This is a genomic window from Streptomyces sp. NPDC050743 (assembly GCF_044456925.1).
GTDB lineage: Bacteria > Actinomycetota > Actinomycetes > Streptomycetales > Streptomycetaceae > Streptomyces.
On the sequence record NZ_JBITGJ010000063.1, the window covers coordinates 1 to 26021 of the forward strand.

14 protein-coding genes, 2 pseudogenes and 1 riboswitch are annotated in these 26021 nt (G+C 67.7%); of the genes and pseudogenes, 6 read left to right on the forward strand and 10 right to left on the reverse strand.

Going from position 1 to position 26021, the window contains the following annotated elements; all coding sequences use genetic code 11:
- Window positions 1-106: 106 nt before the first annotated feature.
- Window positions 107-469 (reverse strand): annotated as a pseudogene (locus ACIBJF_RS37655) (ATP-binding protein); the annotation flags it as partial.
- A 57-nt stretch (window positions 470-526) separates the two neighbouring features.
- On the opposite strand from ACIBJF_RS37655, the gene ACIBJF_RS37660 reads away from it, so the two are divergent.
- Window positions 527-1102 carry a hypothetical protein gene (locus ACIBJF_RS37660; protein ID WP_399180760.1) on the forward strand — a complete coding sequence of 192 codons (576 nt, stop codon included), beginning with the start codon at window positions 527-529 and terminating at the stop codon, window positions 1100-1102.
- Here the strand turns inward: ACIBJF_RS37660 and ACIBJF_RS37665 are convergent.
- Window positions 1069-1754, reverse strand: a pseudogene (locus ACIBJF_RS37665) (transposase); the annotation flags it as partial. The gene ACIBJF_RS37660 and the pseudogene ACIBJF_RS37665 overlap by 34 nt on opposite strands.
- A gap of 316 nt (window positions 1755-2070) precedes the next feature.
- On the opposite strand from ACIBJF_RS37665, the gene ACIBJF_RS37670 reads away from it, so the two are divergent.
- A complete protein-coding gene (locus ACIBJF_RS37670) occupies window positions 2071-4875 on the forward strand; it encodes a hypothetical protein (RefSeq protein WP_399180761.1) in 2805 nt (934 codons plus the stop codon).
- Window positions 4876-5115: 240 nt separating this feature from the next.
- Window positions 5116-6504: a hypothetical protein gene (locus ACIBJF_RS37675; protein WP_399180763.1), complete on the forward strand. Its 1389-nt coding sequence runs from the start codon at window positions 5116-5118 to the stop codon at window positions 6502-6504.
- A gap of 127 nt (window positions 6505-6631) precedes the next feature.
- Here the strand turns inward: ACIBJF_RS37675 and ACIBJF_RS37680 are convergent, their stop codons facing one another.
- The 4 genes from ACIBJF_RS37680 to ACIBJF_RS37695 form a co-directional block, all read right to left on the reverse strand.
- A complete protein-coding gene (locus tag ACIBJF_RS37680) occupies window positions 6632-6766 on the reverse strand; it encodes a hypothetical protein (protein WP_399180765.1) in 135 nt (44 codons plus the stop codon).
- A gap of 518 nt (window positions 6767-7284) precedes the next feature.
- On the reverse strand, window positions 7285-8790 hold the full coding sequence (locus ACIBJF_RS37685) for a hypothetical protein (protein ID WP_399180767.1): 1506 nt from the start codon (window positions 8788-8790) through the stop codon (window positions 7285-7287).
- A gap of 885 nt (window positions 8791-9675) precedes the next feature.
- A complete protein-coding gene (locus ACIBJF_RS37690; protein WP_399180769.1) occupies window positions 9676-10353 on the reverse strand; it encodes a hypothetical protein in 678 nt (225 codons plus the stop codon).
- Window positions 10354-10517: 164 nt separating this feature from the next.
- Window positions 10518-13232 carry an ADP-ribosylglycohydrolase family protein gene (locus tag ACIBJF_RS37695; RefSeq protein ID WP_399180770.1) on the reverse strand — a complete coding sequence of 905 codons (2715 nt, stop codon included), beginning with the start codon at window positions 13230-13232 and terminating at the stop codon, window positions 10518-10520.
- 908 nt (window positions 13233-14140) lie between these two features.
- Between ACIBJF_RS37695 and ACIBJF_RS37700 the strand changes: the two genes are divergently transcribed.
- The 3 genes from ACIBJF_RS37700 (at window position 14141) to ACIBJF_RS37710 (ending at window position 18079) form a co-directional block, all read left to right on the forward strand.
- On the forward strand, window positions 14141-14644 hold the full coding sequence (locus ACIBJF_RS37700) for a hypothetical protein (protein WP_399180772.1): 504 nt from the start codon (window positions 14141-14143) through the stop codon (window positions 14642-14644).
- Between the two features lie 297 nt (window positions 14645-14941).
- A riboswitch (SAM riboswitch) is annotated at window positions 14942-15055 on the forward strand.
- 45 nt (window positions 15056-15100) lie between these two features.
- The gene (locus ACIBJF_RS37705) at window positions 15101-15583 is read left to right on the forward strand and encodes a DUF3293 domain-containing protein (protein WP_399180774.1); all 483 of its coding nucleotides are present in this window, start codon (window positions 15101-15103) and stop codon (window positions 15581-15583) included.
- A 453-nt stretch (window positions 15584-16036) separates the two neighbouring features.
- Window positions 16037-18079, forward strand: coding sequence for a hypothetical protein (locus ACIBJF_RS37710; protein ID WP_399180775.1), 2043 nt, complete (start codon window positions 16037-16039; stop codon window positions 18077-18079).
- 119 nt (window positions 18080-18198) lie between these two features.
- On the opposite strand, the gene ACIBJF_RS37715 is transcribed toward ACIBJF_RS37710, so the two are convergent.
- The 4 genes from ACIBJF_RS37715 to ACIBJF_RS37730 all read right to left on the reverse strand — a co-directional run bounded on the left by ACIBJF_RS37715 (window position 18199) and on the right by ACIBJF_RS37730 (window position 25884).
- The gene (locus tag ACIBJF_RS37715) at window positions 18199-19605 is read right to left on the reverse strand and encodes a hypothetical protein (protein WP_399180776.1); all 1407 of its coding nucleotides are present in this window, start codon (window positions 19603-19605) and stop codon (window positions 18199-18201) included.
- A gap of 310 nt (window positions 19606-19915) precedes the next feature.
- A complete protein-coding gene (locus ACIBJF_RS37720; RefSeq protein ID WP_399180778.1) occupies window positions 19916-21520 on the reverse strand; it encodes a protein kinase in 1605 nt (534 codons plus the stop codon).
- A 165-nt stretch (window positions 21521-21685) separates the two neighbouring features.
- On the reverse strand, window positions 21686-24880 hold the full coding sequence (locus ACIBJF_RS37725; protein WP_399180780.1) for a type I restriction endonuclease subunit R: 3195 nt from the start codon (window positions 24878-24880) through the stop codon (window positions 21686-21688).
- Window positions 24877-25884: a restriction endonuclease subunit S gene (locus ACIBJF_RS37730; RefSeq protein WP_399180782.1), complete on the reverse strand. Its 1008-nt coding sequence runs from the start codon at window positions 25882-25884 to the stop codon at window positions 24877-24879. The genes ACIBJF_RS37725 and ACIBJF_RS37730 overlap by 4 nt, the downstream gene beginning before the upstream one ends.
- Window positions 25885-26021 lie beyond the last annotated feature (137 nt).

A 26021-nucleotide genomic window follows, 5' to 3' on the forward strand; every position in this document is an offset into this window, starting at 1 on the left:
ATGCACTCGTTCGGGTGTGCGGCCGTGCCGGTGTGCAGGGTAGTGGGCGGTGGGCAGGCAGCCAGGGTCTGTCATCGAAGACCACGCGCAACAAGAGGGTCGCCGGTCAGTGCGGACACCTGATGAGCTGTTCGGACCAGATCGTCTTGTTGTTCCGGCCATGACGGCAGCCCCAGCGCGCGCCCAGTTGAGCGACGAGGAACAGACCGCGTCCTCCCTCATCGGTGGTGCGGGCCCGCCGCAGGCGGGGGTGGCTGGTGCTGGAGTCGGTGACCTCGCAGACCAGGATGTCGTGGCGAATCAGACGCAGCACCGCCAGCGGACGACCGTAGCGGATGGCGTTGGTCACCAGCTCGCTCACGATGAGTTCGGTGGTGAAGAGGAGGTCGTCCAGCCCCCACCTGGTGAGTTGACGGGTTGTCCACGCCCGGGCCTCGCAGACGGCGGCGGGATCGGCCGGGATCTGCCACTAAGGGCCCGCGCGGATAGGTGCGAGCCCCCATCTGCATGGGAAGCTGCACCTGGCGTGCAGCTCTATGAGCCCGCGGGTAGCCGCTCGGCTCTGCTGCCTCCAAGCCCGGCGGACCTCGTTGGTGGGATGCGCCGTCAGGAAGGGAAGCATATGGCCTTTGATGTGTCCTCTGCCGTCATCCCACTGGCTGGTGTTGTCCTCGGCGGAGCACTTTCTTTCGCCGCGCAACGACTGACCCAGCGGTCCAACGAGCGTTTGGAAGCCAGTCGCCAAGAAGTGAGCCGCACCGAAGCCCGGCGTGTGGAACGGCTCCGCGTACTTGAGCAGTTCTTGGCTTGTGTCCAAGCGGCCGAGCGAGCAGCTATTGATCTGGTGCACCACCAAGCAGACACCGAAGAAGCCCATAGACGAGCCGACTTAGCGGTCGATGAGATGTGGCTCGCTGAGAAGATGGTTCGCGTGCTCTGCTCGGCCCGGGTCTCGGAAGCCGCCAACAAGTTCGCCTGGCAGATCGACAAGGCGGTCGACGGTGGAACCAACGGAGCTGCCGTCTGGGACTTCCTTCGCGAAGATCGCGTGCGGTTTCTCGACGCGGCTCACACCGAACTTGGCAGTTCGGACAGCCCTTGATTAGAGGTCGCGCGGATAGTCAGGGGCAGCGTCGGGGGCGTGTGGCCCCAGCGATGGCTGGTCCAGGCTCGGCGGACCAGGCTAACGGACGGTGATGATCGTGTCGGCGAGGTCGAAGAAGGCGTCGATGACGCTGGTGCGGCCCTCGTGGCAGCGGGCGAGCCGGTGGAAGGCGTTCTGCCAAGCGTGGGTGCGCTCGATGTGCCACCGCTGGGTGGCCGGAATTGGCGCCTAAATCCCCTTTGTCGCTATCTGGCCGTGCAGTCCCCGTGCGTCCAGCAGGGCACGGGAAGTGGCTGAGTCGTAGCCGGCATCGAGGTGAACGGTGACGACGTCGGGCAGTGGCCCAAGTTCCGCCAGGAGGTCCAGCTTCTGGGGCCAGAAGCCGTGAGTGGTGTCGATTGGCGCCAGCCAGGACGCGGCCGAGCGGGATGCCGTAGCCGTCGGTCATGCCCGAGCGTTTCATGCCTTGTTTGCCTCGATCCACCGGTGAGCGTCCGGCCACCTCACCGCCGCCGGGCGCCTTCGTGATGGAACCGTCCACGGCGATCTGGTCGAGGACGAGGCTGACGACGCGGTCGTAGGCATCAAACGCGATCTGCTTGAGCCGAACGAACACGCCCAGGCGTATCCACTCGTCGCGGCGGTTGCGGTATCGAGGACAAAGGAACCCCGGGGTGCCCAGAGGCTTCCGGACAGGGACCTGCACCAAGGGCACAAGCAACCAGGAAGACCGAAGGGGGCCACCGCCTCGATACCAACACCTCTGGCGGGGCACACACTTGGTGGAACGTTTGTTCCCCACGGTTTCCAGGGGCATTAATCTCACCTTCGCATGGGGCCATGGTGACCGAGGACTCGGGCACTTGGCGATAGCGGGGCTTCAACCACCAGGGCTGCACAGCACCTTGGGAGGTCGGCTTTCGGTCAGTTGTCACCCATGCCTTCCCACCGTGAAGGAGGAATGGGTGGTCCAACACACCCTGAGGAGCGGATGCATCGCGGTCGCCGCGGCCTTCGCCCTCGCTTCGGGGGTCCTGCCGCTGACCGCAGCGACGGCCTCGGCCGACACCCCCACCGAGACGGTCATACCGGCCGCTCTCCTGAACAACCCGCCCAAAGACTTGGTCGTCTTCGCCGGCACGGGCGGATTCCTACACCGGTCCGACAGCCAGTCCACCTACGTCTGGACGAAGTACACGGGCGGACCGGACATCCCGATGCCCGAGGTCCGGAACAACCCCCAGATACCCGGGTACTCCGGCGCGGGTTCCGACGTCGTGGCGACCCCGTCGGCCGAGGGGTACCACCTGCACGACATGGACTCCGGAACGACCACCACCATCACCCCCGGGGCTGGCCAGAGCTACCTGGGCACCTTTGGCTCGCGCGTGCTGACGGTCACCAGGGCCGCGGACGGAACCGTGACGGGCTTCCATGTGCTCGGCACGACGGACGGGCAGCAGACCGACACACCGATCACCGGCTGGCCCGCGGGCGCCACGCCCCAGGCCCAGGTGCTGGCCGGCGACGCCGACGCCGTGGTGATCCGCTACATCCAGGACACCGACGGCACGACCGCGGCCCGGGCGGCCCTCGTGGACCTGGCGACCGGTGCGGTCACCCCCGTCTCCGGGCCGCTGGTCAACGGCTCCCGCGTCGTCCTGTCCGAGGATCACATCGTCTGGTACACCTCGGCGAGAGCCACCGGGGACGGCTCGGCGGGCCAGGTCCAGTTCGTGCCGCGCTCCGCCCCCGGCGGCGCCGTGAGCACCGTGCAGATCCCGGCCGCACCGCTGGGCAGCGCGTACAGCAGCTCCCTGCGCTTCCTGGGGATCGCGGGCGACTCCCTGCTGATGACCTACTCGGTGTCGCACAACGGCGCCTCGACCACGGACGACGTCCTCGGTTACCCGCTCTACGCGATGCCGCTGACCGGCTCGACCACGGTGACCCCGGTCCTGGACCACGCCGACTCCAACACCATCAGGCAGGAACCGGGCGGGGCCGTGGTCGTGGGCGGCTCGTCCGTCACCGACTGGGCGGCCCGCCTGTTCACCGCCGGGCCGGACGGCGCCCCGACGGGGACCGCCGTGGACTCCGACCCCCCGGTGCCCGCCCCCTACGACGGCCTGGCCTTCGGCGGCGGGAAGCTGTACCCGGTCCGTCGTCTGTCGAACGGTGGAGACCGCGTCTACGACCGGAGCGTCCAGCTCGGTTCCCCTCCCTCCTACGGTCCCGAGGAGGGCTTCGGCCAGCCCTTCGCGCCCACCGACTGCGACTCCGCGGCTACCTGCAACCCGCTCATCGCCACCGGCGACGGGAACATCTCACAGCTGTGGCCGAACGCCAACGCCCAGGGGGACGCCGTCACCGTGCAGACCCCCGACAGCAGCGCGGTTCTGGTCACCCCCGGCGCCACCGGCGGCACCCTCGTCGACGCCGAGGGCCGCTACGTGGTCTACGACGGCGGCTCCACGAACAAGCAGTACATCGGTGACGCGGACGCGGGCGGCAACAGCCACGTGCTCTTCAGCCGCCCAGTCTCCGCCGCCGCGCTGTCGGGCTCCACCGTGTGGGTCCCCGGAGCCACCCCGGGGACCCTGACCCAGATCGACCTCACCACCCGGCGCATCGTCCAGACGGTCGCGACCGGCGCGCCGTGCACGCCCAGCGAGCTGCAGGCGGCCGCCCAGCACTGGGTGTACTGGTCGTGCGGAACGTCGGGCCCGGCGGGCGTGTGGGACCTGGCCACCGGCAAGAACGTTCCCGTCGCCGCCGGCATGGCCCAGCTCGGCGACGGGTTCGTCGTCGAACATGACACCGCGGCGGGCAAGCTGACCCTCACCGACGTGCACAGCGACACCGCCACCACCAGCGACCTGGCCGACCTGCCCGGCGGACCGGTCGCCGAGGACCGCAGGGTCACCTGGGCCGTCGACAAGTACCAGGGCGGCATCGCCTACGTGGACAGCGGGAAGAACCTCCACCTCGTCGACCCGCACATCCCCGCCTCGACCCCCGCCCCCGCCGCAGGCGCCTTCATATACCCCGGACAGCACCTGTCCCCGGGGCACAGCCTGAGCAGCTCCACGATGACGCTGACCATGCAGACGGACGGCAACCTCGTGGCGTACCTGAAGACCGGCAAGGGCAGCGGCCAGGTGATCTGGTCGAGCCGGACAGGTGGCAACCCCGGTGCGTACGCGGTGATGCAGACGGACGGCAACCTGGTCGTCTACATGAGCACCGGCGGCCCCGGCACGGGCGGCGTCCTGTGGTCCAGCCGGACGAACGGCAACCAGGGGGCGTACGCCACCGTGCAGGACGACGGCAACGTCGTCGTCTACGCGAAGGCGAGCACCTCGCCCCTGTGGGCGAGCGGTACCTACGCCCGGCCGCAGACCACCTACTCCGGCACCACCCTCAAGCCGGGCTGGTGGACGCAGGGCACCTACACCCGTCTGGTGATGCAGACGGACGGCAACCTGGTGATGTACCGCCGACGTGACGGCGCCACCATCTGGTCGAGCCGGACCTACGGCCACCCGGGCGCGTACGCGGTGATGCAGACGGACGGCAACTTCGTCGTCTACAAGAGCACCGGCGGACCCGGCAAGGGCGGCGCCCTGTGGTCCACCGGCACATACCGCAACTCCGGCGCCTACGCGGTGATGCAGAACGACGGAAACCTGGTCGTCTACAAGAGGACCGGCGGCACCGGCAAGGGGGGCGCCCTCTGGGCCAGCGGCACCACAAAGACAGCACGGTGACCACGACCTGACCCACGCCGCATTCAAGCACGGGGCCGCGGGAAACCCCGGCCCCGTCCGCGTTCGCAAGCGCACGCACCGAGATTCGTGCCGACCAGGGCGTGCCGTATCCCGCGCGGATCACGCGGGTCGGGTACCTCGGCCAGTCGCGCCAGCAGGCCCGGCCAGGCCCCAGCCGTGCCCATTACTGCACGTGGAGGGCACTGGGCGGAACACCACATGCGGGGAGAGGCAGGACGGATGGCCTGGGACGGCGGGCTCAGCGGACTCGACGAGTCGAAACTCAACCGCGTCTTCCTGCATCCCGAGCACCGAGCAAATCTGTCGAACGTCACCTGGCTACTGGAACGGTGCGACGCGGCCGGACGCGGCGTTGATGACCTATACGACGTCCAGGCACACCTCTTTCAAGCCTCCTACCGCGCCCAGCTGGCTGCTCAGAGCATCCGCCGCGCGCTGCGCCGCGTGCAAGGCCTCAAGGCACCTGACTGGCCCGGCGACCACACCACTGAGATCGCCGAGCTCGTCGCTCCGCCGTGGCAGCTGAGCTGCCCGTCCGACAGTAGCCGCGAGGAGGACTGGCGGCTGGAACGACACGTCGCCGAGCGCGTCATCCGGCAATTACGGGCCGTCGGCGACATGCTGGCCTGGCGGGTCTACAACTACGACCGGTGCGCGATCGTCGCCCTCTCACGCAACGACCCGCCGGGCCCGTTCGTCGGCAAGGAGGGCCTGGACTACGAGCTGGGCAAGGTCGTCGAGATCAAAAACAAAGAGGGGAACTTCGTCCTTCTGCACGACCTCACCTCCGTACTGCGTGTCCTAGACGTGACCGAGCTCAGGCCCGACGGCAGCTGCATGCTCCGGGAGGTGAAGTCCAGTGCGACAGCAAGCGCCACGACGAAGGCACGCCGGCAACTCAAGCAGGCGGAGCGGCTCCTGGCCGCCATCGACGGATCTCAACCGTTGCCGGGGAACGAAGCCATCCAGTTGTGGCGGTCGAGGACACAGCTGCGCACCCACGTCCGCGACATCGGCCCACTGCTCGACCGAGCAGAGAAAGACGGCTACGCCGCGGCGCGCATCAACGACCGCGTCATCAGCGTTCTGCACCTACTCACCGCGGCGCGTGACGGTCGCCCCCAGGCGAAATGGGCCGCTTATGCTGGCCTGCGCAACCGACTTCTGGAACAGCATCAGGGGGTCGAACGTGGACCCCACCGCCTCCAGGTCACCAGCACCGACACCACCGCCCGCGACCCGGCAACGGCCCCCTGGGGCATCTATCCCCTGCCTGCCCGTCACCGGGCAGCCCTGATCTGCGACTACCTGATCATCCAGACCTCCGCGCTCGCCGACAGCCTCGCCGAACGCTTCCAGCGTCGAGGCCTTCATGCCCAGGTCCTCCTTCCCGAACGGGACGGCACATTCGACACCAGCACGGACGTGCTGCGCGTCGCTGGCCCCAGACGCGGCATGGTCATCCATGGCAACGCCGTCTACCAGCTGCTCATGGAGTTCGTCCGCACAGACCGCTTCATCCCCGCCATCAGCGAAGCACTCGAACTGCCCCACCCGCCGCAACACACGCTGCACACCTACGGCAACGAAAAGGCAGCCTGGAACTGAGGCATAAGTCCACGCGCGCACATTGGCACTCGACTGGCGCGGGCCGATGTTCACGGCGGTTCCATACTGCCCCTATGGCAAGGACGATCACATCCGCGTGTCGTGGAGTCCTGGCGGCTCATGGCCGTCAAGTCTCCGGTGCTTCCCTGTGGGTACCGTCCTGGGTGAGGTCGATTCGCACCAGGGCCTCGGCGATTCCCACCGTGTCCTCGTCGTCGGCTCCGTAGACCACACACATGTCGTCGTGGAGCGGTTCGAGCATCCGCCGGGCCTCGACGAGTCGCCCCTCTTACAGTTCCAGGAACCCGATAGCGCGCCGCAGTTCGGTTGCCTCGTCGGACGGCCCGCACACGGCGGAGGACGGCCTCGAACTCTTGCAGGGCGACCGTGACCTGGCCCCGTTCGGCGCGGCAGTGCGCGGCCTGGGCGCGGCAGGAGCGCGCCTTGTCGCTGGTGGGACCACCATCCGCAAGGTACGGGCCGGGTGTCGACATTGGGAGAACCGGGCCCCGTACATCAGTCGGGGATGACGTCGAACGACAGCTGGAGTGCCTCGGGGTCCGAGACCTCTTTCTGGAAGTAGGCCGCGGACCGTGCGCCCGTCCGCCCCTCACGACTCTCGCCGCGCCGCCTCTCGCGGCGGCCACGTCCCGCTGATGATCCTCGTGGCGATCACGCAACCAGGAGAGCGGACACGGAGACATCTTGCAGGCGCGGCAACGACCGCCGGGCATCCCGTCGTCGGCCGACGACGGGATGCCCGGCTAATGCACCAGAGGGTCAGCTGCCGTGGACGGCGCTGACGAGGTCAGGCAGGAGCTTCGCCGCGTTCGGCGTGCCCAGCCCGGTGACAGGGTCCCATCCTGCGGTGGCCGAGTAGCCGGGGACCGAGGCGTCGGTGATGTTGTTGCCCACGGTGACGTCGTTGAAGTCCGCCGCGTAGGTGGCCGGGTCCGAGGCGAGCTTGTACAGAGCCGGGTTGATCAGTCCGAGTCCACCGTGGTTGATCTGGGCGGCGATGGAGACCAGGCCCGCCCACTCGGGGCACGCCAGCGACGTGCCGCCGATGTCGTACCAGCCAGTGCTGCACGGTGCGCCGCCGCACTTCAGCCCGCTCAGGCCGTCGGGCGGGAGGGACAAGTACACCAAGGCTCCCGTCGACGGGCTCGCCTGCAGGGAGACATCCGGAACGCCGCGCATCGCGCCGATGGAGGTGCTGCCGGCCGGCAGCGCGCCCGACTGGTAGTCCGGCTTGGCGAAGACGCTGCTGTAGCCGCCGCCCGAGCCGACCCAGGAGATCTCCGACTGGCCGGGCGCCTTCTGGCAGGCTCCCGGCGGGGAGACACTGTCGACGACCCTGCCGCTGGTGGCACGCGGGTCGGTGCACAGGTCCGTGCCGCCGACTCCGGTGACCAGCGGGTCGGAAGCGGGCCACTCGACGGCGGGATCGGTGAGCGTCGATCCGCCCTTGCCCACAGGCGTCTTGAGCGAGCCCACGCTTCCGCTGTCACCTGACGAGCCGAGAACGGTGACACCGTTCTGTGCCGCTGCCTTGTAGGCGTCGCGCAGGTTCTCCAGCGACCGGGCGTTGTGGAAGGCGCCCTCCGCGGAGGCGAACGACTGGGAGATGACGGTCGCGAGGTGGTGCTCGACGACGTACTGCTCGGCAGCCATCATCTGCGGGAAGCCCTGCACCCCGAGGGTCTCGGCGGTGGGCGTGGTGACCAGCAGGATGTTGGCGCCGGGTGCCATGGCGTGGGCGGTCTCGACGTCGAGAGCCACCTCCAGCGCCCACGCGCTCTTGTCCTCCTGCCCGGGGCTGTTGCTCGTGGACGGGGGTGCCTTGGTGGCGGGCGCGCCCTGCAGGTGAAGCTCGCTGAAGGTCGGCATGCCGGGCGCACAGGTGACGTCCTCTTCGCCGCACATCGATGCGATGCCGAATGCCTGGTCGAAGACGTGCAGGTCGTGGGCCATGGTGTCGCTGCCGTAGGCGTCGACGATGGCGATCGTCTGACCGCGGCCATCGTTGCCGGCCGCGTGCAGCGGGCCTACGTTGTATGCCGCCTGGACGCCCTGGGGGGTGAAGCAGCGACGTCGCACCGACGCGCACTGGCCCTGAGTCGGTGGCGTCTGGCTGGTCGTCAACTGCGTGTAGTCGGCCACGGTTGGCCGTACTTGCGGATAGGTTGCCTGGTGGGCAGCGCTACCGACGGGTACGGCGCCGGCCGCTGCGAGGCCGAGGGTGCCCACCCCCGCGAGCAGCCACCGTCTGATGCTGCGTGCCATCAGAGTCCTCTCTTGAGATTGAAAGGGGACTTGCGTGTCCGCCCCTCAGGTGGGGGGTGGTGGCACAGGGGGTTGCGGACGGGGGCGAGGCTATCCCTCGCGTTTGCTGGGCCGATAGGGTCGTCCTGTCAACAACGATCAAAAAAACGTTCAGTGGGACGAGCTGGGCGGTGGTGGTTGCGCGAGCGGGCCCCTTGCGCGCGAAACGTCCGGTCTGCGTCCCGCTGTCATGCGTGAAGAGCCTGCTGCCGACAGTACCGGGGGGCCAGTCACGTCAGTCCGGCTATCGCACAAACCGGGATGAATCCCGAGAACGCCGGGCCCTGAGGGAAAGACCCGTACAGAGCACCACATTAGTTCATCGTTAGCTACATGCGGGCTGCCGCGTAGCTACTACAAGGGCTCAGGGCAGCAGTACCCTTGCCACCGTCAAGTTCCTTGTATGCACGTCTGTGTTGCCTTCATCCTCTGCCGTCAGGATCCGCAAAGCACCGGCACTGGTGTTGTTAAAGCTGAGCGAGAGGGCCGCGCGGATGGTCCAGCACCGTTGCCAGGTAGAGGACTCTGTAGGGCGACCGTGACCTGGCCCAGTTCGGCGCGGCAGTGCGCGGCCTGGGCGCGACAGGAGCGCGCCTTTTCGCTGGTGGTCCGGCGGTGCAGGGCAAGGCGCCGGCAAGCGCGTCGAACTCGCGTAGGGTTCGGCGGTAGTCGCCGTCGAGGAAGTGGACTGCGGCCAGTTCCATGCGCAGGTCGAGCACCTCGCCGTTGCCGGAGCCGAGCGCCAGGGCCGCCGGCTCGACAAAGTCGCTTCAGTCCCGCTGGGAGCGTGCGCTCGCCGCCGCTGACACAGAGAGCATGCCGATGCCGCGGTACAACGCCTGGCAATTAGGGCAGTTGCTTGCCGTGGAAGAACAACGCGGCCTCGACCTGGTCCGGCAGGACGCCTCGTCTCTGCGCGAGGTCGTGTACTCCCTCCAGGTACTGCCTGTACTGGTCCGTGGTCCAGCCGTTCTCCGGCCAGTCGGCGTCGACCGCTTTCAGGTCTTTGAGGGCTTGCGAGACGACGCTGTCCAAGATGAGCGGTCGGTAGGGCCCGGTGGGTCTCTCGTGCCCGGCGAAGTACAGCACCTTGGTGAAGAACGCCGCCCCCAGGTAGGGGATGTGCTGGTCGTTGTTCAAGGCCCAGTACGCTTCTGTAGCTCCTCGCTCTAGGAGCGCCTCGAGTACCGCGTCGAGTCGCGCGTCGATGTCAGTACCTGGAGAGTGGCGAAAGATTTGCGCGCGTCTGTCTACTGACCGGGCCTTGGTGCCCGTTCCCCAAACCAGGGCCGCGACGAGCAGGCGCCGACGTCCTTCAACGGTGTCCGTTTTGCGAGCGATGCTGAACACCGTTCGGCGGTCCACCCGCGGCCACTTGCCTACGAGCGGGCATGAGTCGAGTTCGGCCGGCCACCACGTGGCGTCTGGCAGCTCGGGTATCCAGCGGGCTCGGTCGAAGGGGAACGCCTGGCCGAGCACCGTGTCGCGGTCCGGCAGATCTAGATCGTGCGGAAGGACGATCACTCTGGCTCCTTGATGTGGATGCCTGTGTTGCAGATGTGGTGCGCGGCGTGCGGGACGTTTCCCTCGACGTAGATGAGGTGGCCGGCGGGCGGGTGCAGCGTGATGCAGTAGGCGAGGAGCTGGTCAAAGTGGGCGTCGGGGAAGCCCTCAGGGCGCTCGGCGGATCACCAGCCGGGGTAGCGGCCCAACCAGTGCGGGTCCCAGCCTCCTCCGTACCCGCCGCCGCTGGGGCGGTCGACGATCTGGGCGACGAGGTCGCGGGCCAGGGTGTCGAGCACCCAGGACAGTTCATGCCGGCTCACCAGATCGATGGGCAGCGCCTCCGCGCCGTGGGCCGCTCCGAGCAGCGCCCCGGTCATGCAGGCCACCGAGTCGCCGTCGGGCGCTCCGGCGGCGAAGCGCAGTGCGGCGTCCACCTGGTCTCGCTCTGGGAAGGAGGCGGCGACATACAGGCCACCGAACAGCGCCGAGGGCGCGGTGGCGTCCGGGGCGAGGTGGGCGAGGCGTTTCGGGTCGGCAGGATGCTTGTCGGCCTGCTCAAGTGCCTTGATGAGCTGTACGCGTTCCCTGCTGGACAGGTCGGGGTCGATATCAGGAAGCGCGTGGATGGCGTCCATCAGGGCTTGGCGCACCTGTGACTGCGCGACGAACAGGGACTCCTGCACTTCGGGAGTGCTGGTCAGGCAGTGGCTGAGCAGCACGGTCGCGTGGGCCGCGGCGGACTGGGCGGCCGGGTCGCCGTGGGTGAGGGCGGCGATCTCGCGAGCCTGCCGAACCCAGTACTCCGGGTCGTGCCCCGCAACGGCCACGGCGACGGGGAGGGCACGGGTGAGCGCATGGCAGCCGCGGCTGGTCGTCGTCGGCTTCTCCATGGTGCCCTGCTCGATCTTGGACAGGGCGGCCACGGTCGCCGGTGCCGAACCCCGCCGGTGTGCCAGCACGGGGACCTGGGCGAGCCAGCCGTCGGGCCACTCCTCGTCACCAGCCGTGACCCAGCGGCTCCGCATCCGCTCCACCTCTATGCCCTGCAGGGCGGCCCACCGGCAGTAGGCATGCGACACCACCGACGGGGGATGGCACAGGCCCCTGTGGTCACCGCGCACGCAAGCGCGGATCGTGCCCTCGGCGGTGAAGCAGGCCAGCTGAGTGCTTACCCCGGCCCGCAACGTACCCTCGGCTGGCAGCTTGCCCTGGGCCGCACCCAGCGTGTCGCCCACCGCCAGCCCAAGCAGCAACCCGCGCACCCGCGAGGATGTCCACTTCTGCTTCAAGAACTCAATCTGCCGCTCCGGCTCCGCGTCGCGCTCCTGCCGTACTTCCTCGACCTCTCGCGGCCGGCTTACGGGAGAGGTGCCATCGCTGGCCGCCGGGGTGGCCAACGCGTGCACGGCGTCCTGCATCTCTGGGTGCTTGTCGAGATGCCAGCCGCCGGTCAGCACCCGGCGCAGGTCGTTCAGGGCGGTCTCGGCGTCGGTTCCGGTGGCCAGGTGGCTGTAGAGGGCTGCGACGGCCGGGGTGCGGCTCTGCCCGGCCGCGCAGTGCAGTAGGACCCGCTTGCCGGCGTGGCGGAGCCGCAGTACCTGGCGGGCTGCCTGGTCCATGACGTAGTGGAGGTTGGCGTTGTGTCCCTGGCTGTCCACTAGCCAGACGCGGACATGCTCGATGTCGCTGCCGGGGAGGATCGGGTCCGTCCCGACCCGGCACAGCGATACCACGGCATCGACGGGGACCGGCTCGGCCCGCTGTGTCAGGGCCAAGTTGCCCAGTACCACTCCAGGGTCGTGCGGGTGGTGTATGGCGAAGGCCCGGCTGGACTGTGACGGGATCGGCATGCGCTGCGCCAAGGGCCAGCCTGCGTCGTCGTTGCTCCCGCCGCGGGCGGCGAGCACTGCCAGTCGGACCAGGTCGGCCTGTCTGTGGCCGGGCCAGCCGTGGACGGCCTGCTGCCACTGAAGCGGGATGCCGGAGCAGCCCCAGCGTGCGCCGAGCAGGGCGCCGGCGATCGCCGCGACGGTGTCGGTGTCCGTCCCGGCGCGCACCGCCGCCTCCAGGGCGAGGTGAAAGTGCTGGGTGGGGAAGCTGCCCTTGGCGGGCAGCAATTCGGGGACGGCGGTGTGGGTGATCGCCGACCAGGCGGCCTGGAGGGCGTGGACCACCCAGCCGTTGTTGCCGAAGTGGTGCGGCGGGTGGGCCTCCGCCTCGTCCAGGCGCCGCGCCCACACGCCCCGGCGCTCCTCGGGGAGCAGGTCCAGGCCCGCGCGGACGCCGTCGAACGTGCCCTTGAGAACCGCGGTACGGATACCGGAGCACCACAGCACGCAGGCGTCGGCGCAGTCGGGATCGGGGTGGGTGAGCGCGCTGACGGCGGTGGCGGCCTCGGCCATCTCCGCGGCGTCGCCCAGGTGAGCGAGAGCGACGATCCCGGTGCGCATCAGCGAGCCGTTCCCGGCGGCGCGATCGTTGCCGGCGGTGAAGCCTCGTGCGGCCTCCGACAGCGCCGCGCCCGGCGCTCCGCCAGCCCGGCGGGCGGCGTCCAGGACGGTGCGGGTCTGCGAGCCGACGTCGGTGGCGCCGCCGCTCAGCCATTGCTGGAAGTTGGCGGCGATCTGGTCGAGGGCCTCGGGGGTGCGCAGGTCCGCCCCGGTGGCCGCGACGTCGGCGATGCACAACTGCATCTGGGTGTCGTCGGAGTACTCGCCGGGCTCGTACGGACCCAGGCCACCGCCGATCATCTGCGGTTGCTGGTCCTCGCGCAGCCTTGTCGCGAACTCGTAGGGCACGCCCAACGCGTCGCCCACGGCTGCCCCGAGCAGTACGCCCGCGGCCCGGTCGGTGACCAGGGAGTCCAAGTGGGGCTGGGGTTTACGGGCGTGGACCATGGAGCCTCCATGTGGTGTGGTGGCGCACGTTTGTGCCGAGCAGGGGGCGGGCGGGCAGCGATCCCAGGCGCAGTTGGGGTGGCGCAGCCGCAACTCGCAGGCTGAAGAAGTCGGTTCATCAACGGCTTGATGCTGCGCCAGATTGACACGGCACCTCAGTTATCGTCAAGGAGACGATAGTGAGTGGTTGTCAGGACAGGCAGCAAAGGGTTCACAGCAGTACTCGTGCGGCGAACGCGCCCAGTCAAACGGCGAGGGATGCCACGTCGACCGATGGGCAGCCGCCCTCGCCGACCTCGTGGCCATGTCTCCGAAGAGGCAGCGGCCGGTGCACGGGCCGAAGGCATCGCGATAGGGGCCGCAGCGTTTGGCTCGGGGACGGCGACCTCCCGCGGGAGGACGGGTGCACTTCAGTTGACCATTCTGAGCACGCACTCCGTCTGCTCGACGTGCCCCTCGAACTGGGTCGGTTAGACCCAGATCTCGTGCTCGTTGCGGTAGTGCGGCCACGGCTGGCCGGTTTGTCGTGCGGCGAGCAGGTGTCTGATACCTGCGGCCCACGAACCCGGCCGCTCGGCACTCGACCAGGTTGGGGTCGAGTGCCGAGCGGCGCATCTGCAACGTCCCGGCCGGGGTTATCGTGAGCCCGCCGGCAGAAGGACACACCGCAGCTGCTCCGCGCGGTGAATCTCCATTGCGACCTGCCCGGATTTCAGGTCATGGTTCCCGGGCGGGCGGACCCATCGCGCGTCCATGCCCGAGAGCTGGAGCAGTCGGGTGAGTGTGGGGCCAGAAGTCCGCCTGGCACTCGTCGATGCGCTCTACCTGATCGCGGGGTTTGCCAGCGGCTCGGGGTCAATAGCTCGCGGCCGACCAGGCGTATCGTCACGGTCCGGCAACAACAGCCCGTGCTCCGTACACAGCTGCCACTGTGGCTGCACGAAACTGCTGCACTGCCGGGGGGCTTCGTGCGTCGCTTCATTCTGCCCATCGCCGCCATCCTGCTGACCGCCGCTTGGGGGGGCGGCAGCACCGAAGACGCCAAAGCGATACCTGCGCACACCTCCTCCCGGCCGCCCGTTAAGAACCACGGCTCTAAGGCGAAGGCCACGCCTAGCGGACCTCGCACAGGCAAGCCGAAGCCGTCAGGGTCGGCGAAGAGCTGCCCGCCCACCCGAGACGTCCTCGTCTGGACGAAATCGGTTGGGGTGCCAGCCAACGCGCAGGCCCTGGGCAACTACAGCCAGGTGGACTGCTCGACGACCTTCCAGTGGCTGCAGCGCACGTCACCGACCGAGGCCGGCGACTGCACCGAAGCCGCGTGGGCGAGCGATAACCCCGGCTACAACGTCGACGCGGTCCCGGCCGCGCGATTGAAGAAGGTCCAGATGGCTGTCGGCCCTGCCTGCTGAAGCCACCAGTCGACGAGGTCGAGGCCCCCGCCAACTTTTCGGCGGCACGCGCAGGGTCGGGGCGACCGAGGGCCGCAGTGGTACTTGAATCGAACGCGCGTGAACGAGTTGCCGCCGGATGCCGCACGCCTACGCGTGATCCTGGCACACCCCGACGAGCAGGCACGCGTGGCGCTGATTTCCCGCTGTGGGCCAACGCGGGCGACGACGGCACGGTGCGGTTGTGGAGCTTCGGTGAAGGTGGCGAGGTGATCCAGTGGTGGACTTCGTGCCGGGTCTCGTGTCAGTATCCGTCTTGGTCATGAAGCCGATTGCGCCCCTGGACGAGCGTCGGCTGGCAACCTCGCATACCGCGCAAGGTGCTTTCCAGGGAAGACCAGGCCCCCACGGTCGTGGGGGTAAGCGCGGATCTCCCTGCCCGGCGGGTAAGGGGGTCCCTCTCGGACGGAGGCCCTCATGCCCGCTGACACACCGACCCTCAGAACGCCGCAGTGGACCCTCTACCAGCGGGCCGTGGTGGATATCGAGCTGCCCGAAGGAACGGTCCGAGTAGCACCGGCAGCGCCCGGAGTAGCGGTCGGCCCGTTTCCTGCCCCGCACGTCGCTACCATCCACATTGTTACGGCTCACAACCCTGGTGGCGGCTCCGTATCCCGGCAGGACAACGACCGCGCCCACCAAGAGCTGCTCGGCCTGCTGCGCCGACGAGGACTTCCGTTCTGGCCTGCTGTCGGCGGTGACGCGGACGGCCGATACACCGAGGACAGCGCAGCGATTGTTGGCATAAGCGACCACGAAGCATGCGTACTGGGCCAGCAGTTCGGCCAGGATGCGGTATTCGCCTGGTCGGCAACGACATGGAGGCTGCTTTCCTGCTCCGGAGCTGAGGAAGCACCAACACGCGGCTGGCAGGCAACCAGGCGGTCCCCGCAGGACTGACCCCGCCGGCCCCGACTCTGACCGTTCGGGTTGCCGTGCCCCTCAGAGCCAGATCCGACCACCTCGGCGCCCTTCGGCGGCAAGCACAGACCTCCACGGGGTCTGCCGAGAGGTCTCCGTACCAGCCCGAGGAGTGCCGCCGTGGCCCCACGCCCGCGATGCCCGCACTGCGCCGCATCACTCCAGACCGAACCTCCGCCGGATGCCGGCGCCGAGCATGAGGCCGGTCGCGGCCCGGTGACGAACCGGGCCCTGCACGTCATCGTCCACGAGGTGCATCCGGAGCCGTCGCTGTACGCCTGCCCCGACTGCGGGGGCCGCTGGCCGCGTGGAAGGCCTGCCTCGTCCGATCCGGTGCGCAAGCGTGTCCTGCCCTATCTGCGGGTGCGGACGAGGAGCGCCGTCCGCACCGGTCCGCTCCGCCAGACGACGCCCGAAAGGGAAGAAGACCCCGTGGACCTCGAAGACGCCATCAGCTCGCCCTACGCCCGCGTCGAGCGCGAATGGAACTCCGGTACCTACTCGATCGCGGTGATCTCGGAGCAGCCCTGCAACGCTGACACTGTGGAGGTGCTCCCCATCCCGGATCTGCCTTCCGGCATTGGTCCGGGGGAGGACTCAGAGCTCGACGCCCTTATCTGTGACGCCGCCGAGGACATGCTCCTGGGCGCCTCCTACGAACTCACCTCCACCTGGCGAGTCGTCGGCAACGGCTGCTACCTCGTCGGCGTCGTCATCCCCGACCGGGTCTTCGAGGAACAGGATGAGCGGCTCAACGCGGCGGCCGCGGCCGTCGAGGGCCTGAAGTCGGTCGATTGGACCGAGGCCCAGGCCCTGTTCGAAACGGCCGAGATCACCCCGGACGGGGACCTGGGCTCGACCTACGAACTCGACGAATGGCTGGAGAAGGAGGTCAACGTCGCCTTCTACCGGACGGCAGGCGGCCGCCTGCTGGCCCGCCCCGTGGACCGCTTCGAGCGGCCCAGCACCAAGCTCTTCAGCGCCCGCTTCAAATCGGCATCGCTGGCGTCGGTGTTCCCCAATCCCCGCCCGGTGCAGGCCACACTTGATCAGCCGCAGGGCGTTCTCGATGAGTCGGACGACGGCTTCGAGGGCGAGGGCGCGCAAGCCTCGCAGCCAGCCGATGGGAACGGCGAAGGGGATGCCCTCCCTCTGCTGTACGCGGACACGGACGTGTCCTGGCCCCCCGCACAGCGCCTCAACGCCCGCCGGGCGCGGCAGTTCCTTCTGGCATCCCTGTACGACAGGGATCCCGCGGAACTGCGCTGGAACGACCAGTTGCTCGTCCGAGGACACGCCCTCGCCTTCTACGCGGGTGCTGGACCGGACCCCCGCGAACTGATCATCCGGCACTACGGCGGTCCCCAGCCAGGGATCCTCCCCGTGCAACCGCCGCAGACCGTGGGGCAGGACGACGACGCATACCGGCTCGTGGCTATTTACGACGGACCCGCCCTGTTCGGGAAGGGCTGGCGGCACGCCGTCTCCACCATGCCGCTCGAGTCACTCCTGACGGTCTGTGTGTCACCCATCGAGGGCGAGGAGGCGGAGTTTGCGCTGTGTGTGCGTGACGGGGTCCTTCAACTGCTGAAGGACCAGGGTGCGGCTCAGGACGCGGTGACGGTGCTGGGTACCTTCGAGCCGGGGAGCGACCCGCTCGCCCTCGCCCTCGCCGCGGTCCCGGACCTGCTCACCTTCCCGCCCACCGCCGCCGTGGACATCTCGACCTCCGCCCCGCACGCCGTGGCCGACGCCATCCGCTTCACCTCCAGCCCTGGGAGGAACACCTGGGAAGATCTGTACGGAGAGGACTGGGACGACTACGAGTTCGCGAACAAGGACTTCATCCGCCGACACGACGACCTGGCACCACTGCGCCTCGACATCAACAGCACGCCGCACCTTGCCGCCACGGTCGACGGCGACTGGGTGGTCATCCCTGTGGACGACGAGGAGATCCAGCTGAACCGTGACTTCCTCACGGTGTCCTACGACTTCGATGGCGGCGGCATCTCCAGCGGCCCGGGAAGCCAGTGCATCGGAGAGATACGGCCGGGCCTCAACGCCTACTGGGAGGACTTCTCAGAGGAGAACTGGAACACGGACCTCACACTGTCGAGCCAAGACCTGGTTGACTTCGCTGTCGAGCAGATGTACGCCTCCCGGTTCGGGGTCCACGTCGTCCACGCCCTGGTCGGTGGTCTGGACGAAATCCCTGAGATCGCTCTCGAGGGGGACCTCGAGAACTACGAGGACGTCACGGCAATCGCCGGCTTCGAACCGGACGACGAGGAGGGGCTGAGGTTCCTCCGCACACTTGGTGACCGCTGCGCAGACGAGTCGCCGGTCCGCAGGCGCATCGAGGGGTACATCACCGAGGCTGCTACGGCAGGACACCAGGCGTCTGTGGGCGATGCGATGGCCAGAGACCCGCTTGCCTTGCCGGGAAGCAATCTTGATGCGTGCGGGAAATGACCTTCAGCGTCGTGGCCTCATTGGTCTCGTCGCCGCGGTGGTCGCGTTGACGTAGAGCCCACTGACGCCAGGCATCTGCCCCCGCCACCTTCGGGCGGCGGGGCTGCTCGGCCGCTCGTTCATCCAAGAAGCTCGGCTTGCGCGATAGCGGACAGGCCGGCGATGAGCTGCGCGGACCAGTCGGGATGGGCGTTCAACTCGTCGGGGAAGTGTATGAACGTGTGCTCACCTTGGACGAGCAAGCGCCCAGAGAAGCTCGTGGCTGATGTTGCGCCGCCCTGGAAAACCGTCAGCTCCCAGCCAGTGGGACCGGAAATGTCCCTGGCCGTCCTACACAGTGCGAACTGGCACTCTGGCGTTGCCTTGAAGGCGAAGTACCCATCCTCTGCCATGGATCGGAAGAGACTCTCTTGCTTTTGCCGGGGGTCAACTCCTCGTATCAGCAGAGGATGCCAGTCTGCGTCTAGGTCTGCCGAGGCGAGGTCTCCGGCCAGGCGCTTGCGAAGCTCCTGATGGCGAAACGCGATACTGAGTAGAGGCTCGACAGCGTCGTCTACTCCACGGCGGGGCTGCGGCCAACTACCTTCCCACTGGTCTCGAAGTGCGGCATCGACCCATGACTGGAGAAGACCATCCAGGGGTCCGGCATGGTAATTGCGTTCTGCCTCCTGCATGGCAAAGCGGATGACGCCAGGGAGGTTTTTGGCGCGCTCCTTCTCTTGTTGCCGCTCGAATGTGTATGGATCGGTGATTTTTAGGTGTACGTTCTCAATATCCAGCAGTCTGGCCAGCAGTTGCCGGCGTCCATGAGTTCCAACGGCTATTCCGCGGAGCGCATCAGCCACTGCGTCGTCGGCGCACCACGCGTCCTCATTGAGTAGCCACTCTGCCGCTTCGATGCGGACCTCGGCCGGCTGGTCTTGGTCAGCTGCGACCCAGCGGGCGAAGCCATAGACATGGTTGTCGTCCACATCGCAGACCCCGGTCGCGGAGATCGCGATGTTAATATCGGAAGCGAGGGTCTTAACAGCCTCGTATCCCTTTCGTCCCTCCTTGTCGATCAGCTCGCCGATGGCTGGCCAGCGGAGGTCGTCCTGCAGGTCGGAGGCCGCAACGAGGTGTCGGAGAGCGGCGACATAATCCTGCTGCCGCTCCTCATCCGTCGCATTTGGTTCCGCAGGCCCGTGGTATTGGCCCGACTCCAGGTAGACCCGCTGCATTTCTCGCCAGGGGTTTGAGGTGTTGATCACCCACCATGCTGCGGTCGCTGCGCTTCCGCCTCTGCTCAGTAGGTGGTCGAGTGCGTCCGCGCGGCATTCGAGGTTATCTACGGTGCCGAGGTCGGTGTCTGCGATCAACGCAAGCAATTCGGGAATTCCGCGATCAGGATCCGTGTCAGCCAGTTTCGCTGCCTCCCGGACACGTTGCGCGTCCTCGTCCTCGTCGAAGGATTCCTCTTCCTCCCAGTCCCATTCGTCGTTCGCTAGATCGTCGCTTTGGTCGCCATCACGTGCGGCATCCGACATGGCTGGTCCTTTCGGCGAACTGGGGGGCGTGTTGCGCAACATGGTGAATATCAGCGGTAAAGTCGAAGTAGTTAGGAGGGCGGCCTTCCAATGGCGGCTGCGTCTGCTCCGTCCAGTGATCTTCGGCTTGGTCGTAGCCTCGCCCAACAGCAGGTATCGCGGCTAGATGTCAAAGCTGCAAGAGCTCTTGTGCTGGCGTCAGGCGGGCTGCGCCACAGAAATCAGTTCCGATCTGCGTCGTCCGCGAAGCTGGTCCCCCTCATGGCTGTTCTTATCCAAGTGCTGTGGAGTCCGGGCAATCTCATAGCCGTCAGGCTTCCGGTGCTTCCCGGTGAGTGCTGTCCAGGGTGAGGCGGATTCGCGCCAGGGCCTCGGCGATTTCGACGGTGTCCTCGTCGTCGGGGCCGTAGACCACGCACATGTCGTCGTGGAGCGGTTCGAGCGTCCGCCGGGCCTCGGCGAGTCGTCCCTCGGACAGTTCCAGGAATCCGATGGCGCGGCGCAGTTCGATGGCCTCGTCGCTGGCGTCGCTGTCCACGGCCCGCACTTGGCGGAGGACGGCTTCGAACTCTTGCAGGGCGACCGTGACCTGGCCCAGTTCGGCGCGGCAGTGTGCGGCCTGGGCGCGGCAGGAGCGTGCCTTTTCGCTGGTGGGTCCGGCGGTGCGGGAGAAGGCACTGGCGAGCGCGTCGAACTCGGGCAGTGCCCGGCGGTAGTCGCCGCCGAGGAAGAGGACCGCGGCCCGTTCCATGCGCAGGTCGAGCACCTCGCCGTTGTCGGAGCCGAGCACCAGTGCGGCCGGCTCGACAACGTCGCTGAGGACCTCGGCGGCCTGGGCGAACCGCTCCTCCTCGAGCAGGGCGTTCGCCTGTGCGCGTGCCGCCTTGATGTTTTCGCGGAGCCGGGCCGCGGCTGCTGGCGGTACCGGCGGGGCGGACGGTTCGGCGTGGGTGGCAGGGATGTGGGACGGCTGTGTCCCGGTGCGGGGGCGGGGCGCGTATGGCTGCCGGTAGATCCCCGTGGGGTCGGGGGTTCCGAGGGGGCCGACCTCATCAGGCGCTGCGGCCTGGCCGGGCGGGGGCAGGAACGGCAGCAGCCGCTCGTAGACCTCCTGGGCGTCGGCGGGCCGACGCTCCGGGCGCTTGCGCAGCAGGTGGAGGACAAGCTCCTCCAGTGCATTTGGCACGTCGTACCGCAGCAATCGCAGCGGTACGGGCGCGGCCTCGACGTGCTGCCGCATCAGCTGGTATTCGCCGTCCCCGTCGAACAGGGGCCGCCCGCAGCACAGTTCGTGCAGGATGCAGCCGAGCGCGTACAGGTCGCTCTGAGGGGTGACCCGTCCGCCCTGGACCTGCTCGGGCGCCATGTACTGGCTGGTGCCGATTGGGCTCCCGGTGGCGGTGATCCTGGTGACGTCGGTGCGCAGGACCGCGGCGATGCCGAAGTCGAGGACCTTCACCGTGCCGTCTTCTGCCACCAGGATGTTGGAGGGCTTGAGGTCCCGGTGGATGACCGGCACGGCGTGCGCATGGGACAGCACGGTGCACACCTGTGCTGCGACCGCGGCCGCCCAGGACATCGGCAGCGGCTGGTCGTGGTCGATGTAGTCGCCCAGGGGGATCCCGTCGACGAGTTCCATGACCAGGTACAGCTGCTCGTACGACTCGTTGAGGACGGCGTCGTAGACCTGCGGGACGCCGGGGTGCTGGATGCGTGCGGTGACGCGTGCCTCGCGCTTGAACCGCTTGGCGAACTCTTCGGCCATGGCGGGCGTGGTGATGGCGGCCTGGCGTATGAGTTTGACGGCGACGGGGCGGTCGAGCACTCGGTCGTAGCCACGCCACACGTCGCCCATGCCGCCGTGGCTGAGCGGTTGCACGAGTTCGTAGCGGTCGGAGATCACCTGTGACGGCACGCCCCGCCTCCCCCTCATAGGGCCTCGCCTGTCGTACGCCGGTGCGTCCTCGGTCCGAGACCGGTGGCGTCCGGGTGCTCCCCCAGTGTGGCGGCCGCAGTGATCGTTCGTCCAGGCGGGTGCGGCCGGACAGGATTCCATGCCCCTGCCCGGCCCCGACCAGCGTCACGCCGCGTTGTCGTCGATGCCTTCCTCCCGACGGATCATCCGCCAGGCTGCGCGTCGTGCACTGCGGTTGAGGGAGCTCTTGAAGCTCTTGTCCGGGCCGAAGTACTGGCGGCCCAGGCCCGCGATGGTGTCGATGTGGTCGGCCATCTTGTCTTCGAAGACCCTGTCGAAGACGATGCCGAAGTTCTCCGGGTCGGTGTTGCCGCACGCCGCCAGCCGCACATCACGATCGGCCACGGCTTCCTCGAACGGCTGGATCACGTCCTGCTCGGTGAAGTCGGTGCCGAACTTGGCGTTGAACTTCTCGATCAGCTCGGACAGCAGTGATTTCTCCGGCTCCTTGGCCCCGCCCGCGCCGTCACCGAAGCCCGGCAGCACTGTCGGGCCCTCGGAGGTGAGGCCGAGATCGTGTTCGCCGGTCTTGTCCACCCGCAGGTGACTAAGGTCGACCTCGCCTATGTCGACCCCGCCGTCCGAGCGTCGCGGCAGCCGGTTGAGGAGGTGGCGGCCGTAGAGGTAGAGCCTCTCGAGTTCGGCGTCTTGGTACGGCACGATCTGGGCGAGGAAGCCGTACTTGCGGACATAGTCGTTCAGGTCCGCGCGGAAGTCCTCCGCGGTCTCCTGGTCGTCGTCCTCATCGCTGTCAGCGAGTTTGGTGAAGCGGGCCACGGCCGGCGCGAGGAGCCGGTACAGCTCGGCGTGCAGCTTCTCCCACTTCGCCTGCAAGCCGGCCGCCTTCTCCTCGGCCGCAAGGTAGGCCTCCGCGAACTCCTGCATGTCCTTCTCGGTCAGGATCGGCGGGGACATCACACGGCTTTGCGCGGTGTAGAGGAGGTTCGGGTCGGACGGGAGGGTCTCCGCCTCCTCGAAGTACGGCCGGAACGATTCCCGGATGTCCTCCGCGTCGTTGACGAAGTCCAGCACGGCCAGGTCCGCCTGGGACTTGCGTTCAGCGGTGCGGTTGAGCCTGGAGAGGGTCTGCACGGCGGAGATGCCGGCCAGCTTCTTGTTGACGTACATCGTCGTCAGCAGCGGCTGGTCGAAGCCGGTCTGGTACTTCTCGGCGACGACCAGGATGCGGTACTCCGGCTGTCCGGGGCCGCCGGACCGGGTGGCCTTGTCGTCGGCACGGGTGTACGCGAACGCCTTCGGCAGCGTGCTCTCCGCCAGGCCACCGTTCTCCTTGGACTCGGTGGTCTCCTCGCCCTCGTATGTGAGGGTGCCGGAGAAGGCGGTGAGGACGCCGAGGTCCGGGTACTTCTTGTCGTACTCGCGGTCGCGGATGTAGCTCTTGATGGCCCGCGCCATCTGTACCGCGCTCTGTCGGGTGGGGGTTACCACCATGGCCTTGGCTCTGCCGCCGAGCCGGCCGCGGGTATGCGCCACGAAGTGCTCAACGATCACCTGAGCGTGCTGGGCGACCGTGGAGTCGTGGGTGAGCGCGAACCGGGCGAGCAGGGTGTTCGCCTTGGACGGGTCGACCTCGCGCTCGTCCGGGTTCTCGTTGACCAGCTTCCAGTACGTGTTGTAGGTGACGTAGTTCCGCAGCGGGTCGAGGATGAAGCCCTCCTCTATGGCCTGCCGCATGGAGTACATGTGGAAGGGCCGGTAGGTCACCTTCCCATCGACCACGTCCTCAGTGCCGAACAGCTCCAGCGTCTTGGCCTTGGGCGTGGCGGTGAACGCGAAGTAGGAGAGGTTGGCGGCCCGGCCGCGCTGGGCGGCCTTCCGCTTCAGCTTCGCCTCGATGGTCAGCTCGGCCTCGGTGGCGCCCACGTCGTCCGAGTCGGAGTCCAAGCCCAGGTCACGCAGTGCGGCCCGGACGGCGGTGGCCGCGTCACCGGACTGTGAGGAGTGGGCCTCGTCCACGATGATCGCGAAGTTGCTGCCCTGGATCTCTGTGGGGCTGCGCTTGAGGTAGTCCAGCAGCGCCGGGAAAGTGTGCAGCGTGACCGTGACGATCTTCCCGGTCTCGCTGGAGAGCGCCTTGGCGAGCTGCTCGGACTTCGCCCCGTGCTTCTCGTCGATCTTCACGACAAGCCCGGCGGTCTGCTCGAAACTGCCGACCGTCTCCCGCAGCTGGGCGTCCAGGTTGCGGCGGTCGGTGATGATGATGACCTTGTCGAAGACCGGCTGGCCCGGCTTGAGCCCGCTCGCCACGGCCTCCGGGTCCAGCTCCTTCGAGTCAGTGGGCGTGTGCAGGTCGCTGAGCCGGTGGCCGAGCCAACCGATTGTGTTCGACTTGCCCGAGCCGGCAGAGGCCATCACCAGGTAGTTGTGCCCGGCGCCGTGGCGGGCGGCGTGCGCGGTGAGCTTCTTGACCACGTCCCACTGGTGGTAGCGGGGAAAGATCAGGGTCCTGGTGGTGCTGCCGCTAGGCGTCTTGGCCTTGTGCAGGTGCACAAACCGCTCGAGCAGATCCAGCCAGTTGTCCGGCTGCCAGATCTGCTCCCACAGGTACGAGGTGGGGTACGTGCCGGGGGCGGCCTGATGCGGGTTTCCCGCGCCGCCGGGCCGGCCGGGGCCCTCGGAGCCGGTGTTGAACGGCAAGAACCGGGTCTTCTCGCCGCGCAGCTGGGTGGTGACGAAGACCAGGTCCGTGTCGACGGCGAAGTTCGCGACGACCCGACGAGTGAAGATCAGCTCGGTCGGGTCGCGGTCGGTGCGGTACTGCTTCTTGGCCAGCTCGACGCCCTGCTTGGTGAGCCCGTTCTTCAGCTCGGCGGTCGCGACCGGGATTCCGTTGAGGAACAGGGCCAGGTCAAGTTCCTTGCCTTTGTTAGCCTGCTTGGTCGCGTACACCAGCTCGCGGACGGCGGTCAGCCGGTTGGCCCGGTAGGGGGCGAGCACGGAGTCGTTCGCCACCAGGTTCGGCTTGAAGTACGCCACGCGGATGCGGACGCCCCGGTCCTTGACGCCCTTGCGGAGCACCTCCAGCAGGCCGTCGGTGGCGATGGCCTGGTCAAGCCGCTTGGCGAAGCCGTACTGGGCCTCGTCGGGGTCGTTTCCGTAGAGGGCGAGGAGCTCCCCCCACTCGTCGGCCTGGGTTTTCCCGATGAAGGTGAACAACTCGTTGGTGTCCAAGCCGAGGTCGGCCCGGTAGTCCTTCGGGTTCGCCTCGCGCCAGCCGCGGTCTCGCATGGCGGCGACTATGGCCTCACCGAAGGCGGACTCGTGGTGGATCGGGCTCATACGGTTACCCCCTCGGTTACGTTGCGCCCGCTGGCGGTAGCTGCGTCGAGCTGGCCAGTTACGACGGAGGTAATTAGCGCCTGGCGGCGTTCCCTGAGAAGCGCGATTTGCAGGCGGACCTTGTCGGTCAGTCTGTCGATGCGCGCGTTCTGGCCACGGATGCTACGCACGATCTGCTCCTGCTCATCCAGTGATGGGAGCGGGATTCGGAGCATTTGCAGATCGGGTACGTAGATGGTCTTGTGAGTGGACCCCATGGCGAGCCGACCCAACAGGTCCGGCCGCATGGCTCGGAGGCACCACAGCAAGTAGTAGGGATTGAGTCGTGGACCACAGGTCCAGGTGACGAAGTCTTGGCTTGTAGCCATGTCCAGTCCCATGACGCCGGAGTAACCAGCCGAAGCCGTGCGGCAGAGGAAGACGGTGCCCTTTGGGTGCAACTCCGCAGCCGAGTTCGCCAAGCCAAGCTCACTAATCTGCTCGCGTGTCTCGTGCAGGTCCTCTACGCGGTCCTCGCGGACCTGCTTCACCTCACCAGTGGTGATCCAAGGAATGTTGCAGTCCATCCACCACTCTTGATGCGAACGGCTCGGTGTGTGTCCGCTACCCATCCGAGCCAGCAACCCGACGCGCACCTCTTGCCAGTGCGACGGAACGGTATCGAGCCACGCCAAGGTAGAGGGCTTTCGGCTGTCACTGTGGTGGCTGCCAGCAACTGCGGCAACGACACTTGCTGCCCGGCGCTCGGCCAGAAGATCCAGGAGTCGTTGCTGCACGGTTGCTAGTGCGTCGATGCGGGCGGTCTCGGCATCGAGAAAGTCGGCGATGCGGCGCTGCTCATCCACGCTCGGAAAGCTAACTTGCAGATCCCGGACTTGCCCTTCGTTCACAAATGGCAGAGGGCCTGATCCCGAGAACTTGCCGAGGTCGATGATGGACAGTGCATACACCCAGAAACGAGGGTCTCCCACCTGAGGGACAACTGCCATGAGATTGTTATCCATGGCTGACGGCTGTGCCAGTAGGCGCCGTGGATTCTTGAGTAGAGCCGCACCGACTTTGGGGAAGACGACCGAACCCGACGGGGCCAAGCGTGCACCGAGCGCGCCAAGATCTGCTTGGCTCACCCAGTTCTGCGCCC

Coding starts and splice junctions, on each gene's coding strand:
- ACIBJF_RS37685 (WP_399180767.1), bottom strand. CDS start 8,790: ATGGCACGCAGCATCAGACGGTGGCTGCTCGCGGGGGTGGGCACCCTC.
- ACIBJF_RS37680 (WP_399180765.1), bottom strand. CDS start 6,766: ATGCTCGAACCGCTCCACGACGACATGTGTGTGGTCTACGGAGCCGAC.
- ACIBJF_RS37730 (WP_399180782.1), bottom strand. CDS start 25,884: ATGGATAACAATCTCATGGCAGTTGTCCCTCAGGTGGGAGACCCTCGT.
- ACIBJF_RS37705 (WP_399180774.1), top strand. CDS start 15,101: ATGCCCGCTGACACACCGACCCTCAGAACGCCGCAGTGGACCCTCTAC.
- ACIBJF_RS37725 (WP_399180780.1), bottom strand. CDS start 24,880: ATGAGCCCGATCCACCACGAGTCCGCCTTCGGTGAGGCCATAGTCGCC.
- ACIBJF_RS37675 (WP_399180763.1), top strand. CDS start 5,116: ATGGCCTGGGACGGCGGGCTCAGCGGACTCGACGAGTCGAAACTCAAC.
- ACIBJF_RS37715 (WP_399180776.1), bottom strand. CDS start 19,605: ATGTCGGATGCCGCACGTGATGGCGACCAAAGCGACGATCTAGCGAAC.
- ACIBJF_RS37695 (WP_399180770.1), bottom strand. CDS start 13,232: ATGGTCCACGCCCGTAAACCCCAGCCCCACTTGGACTCCCTGGTCACC.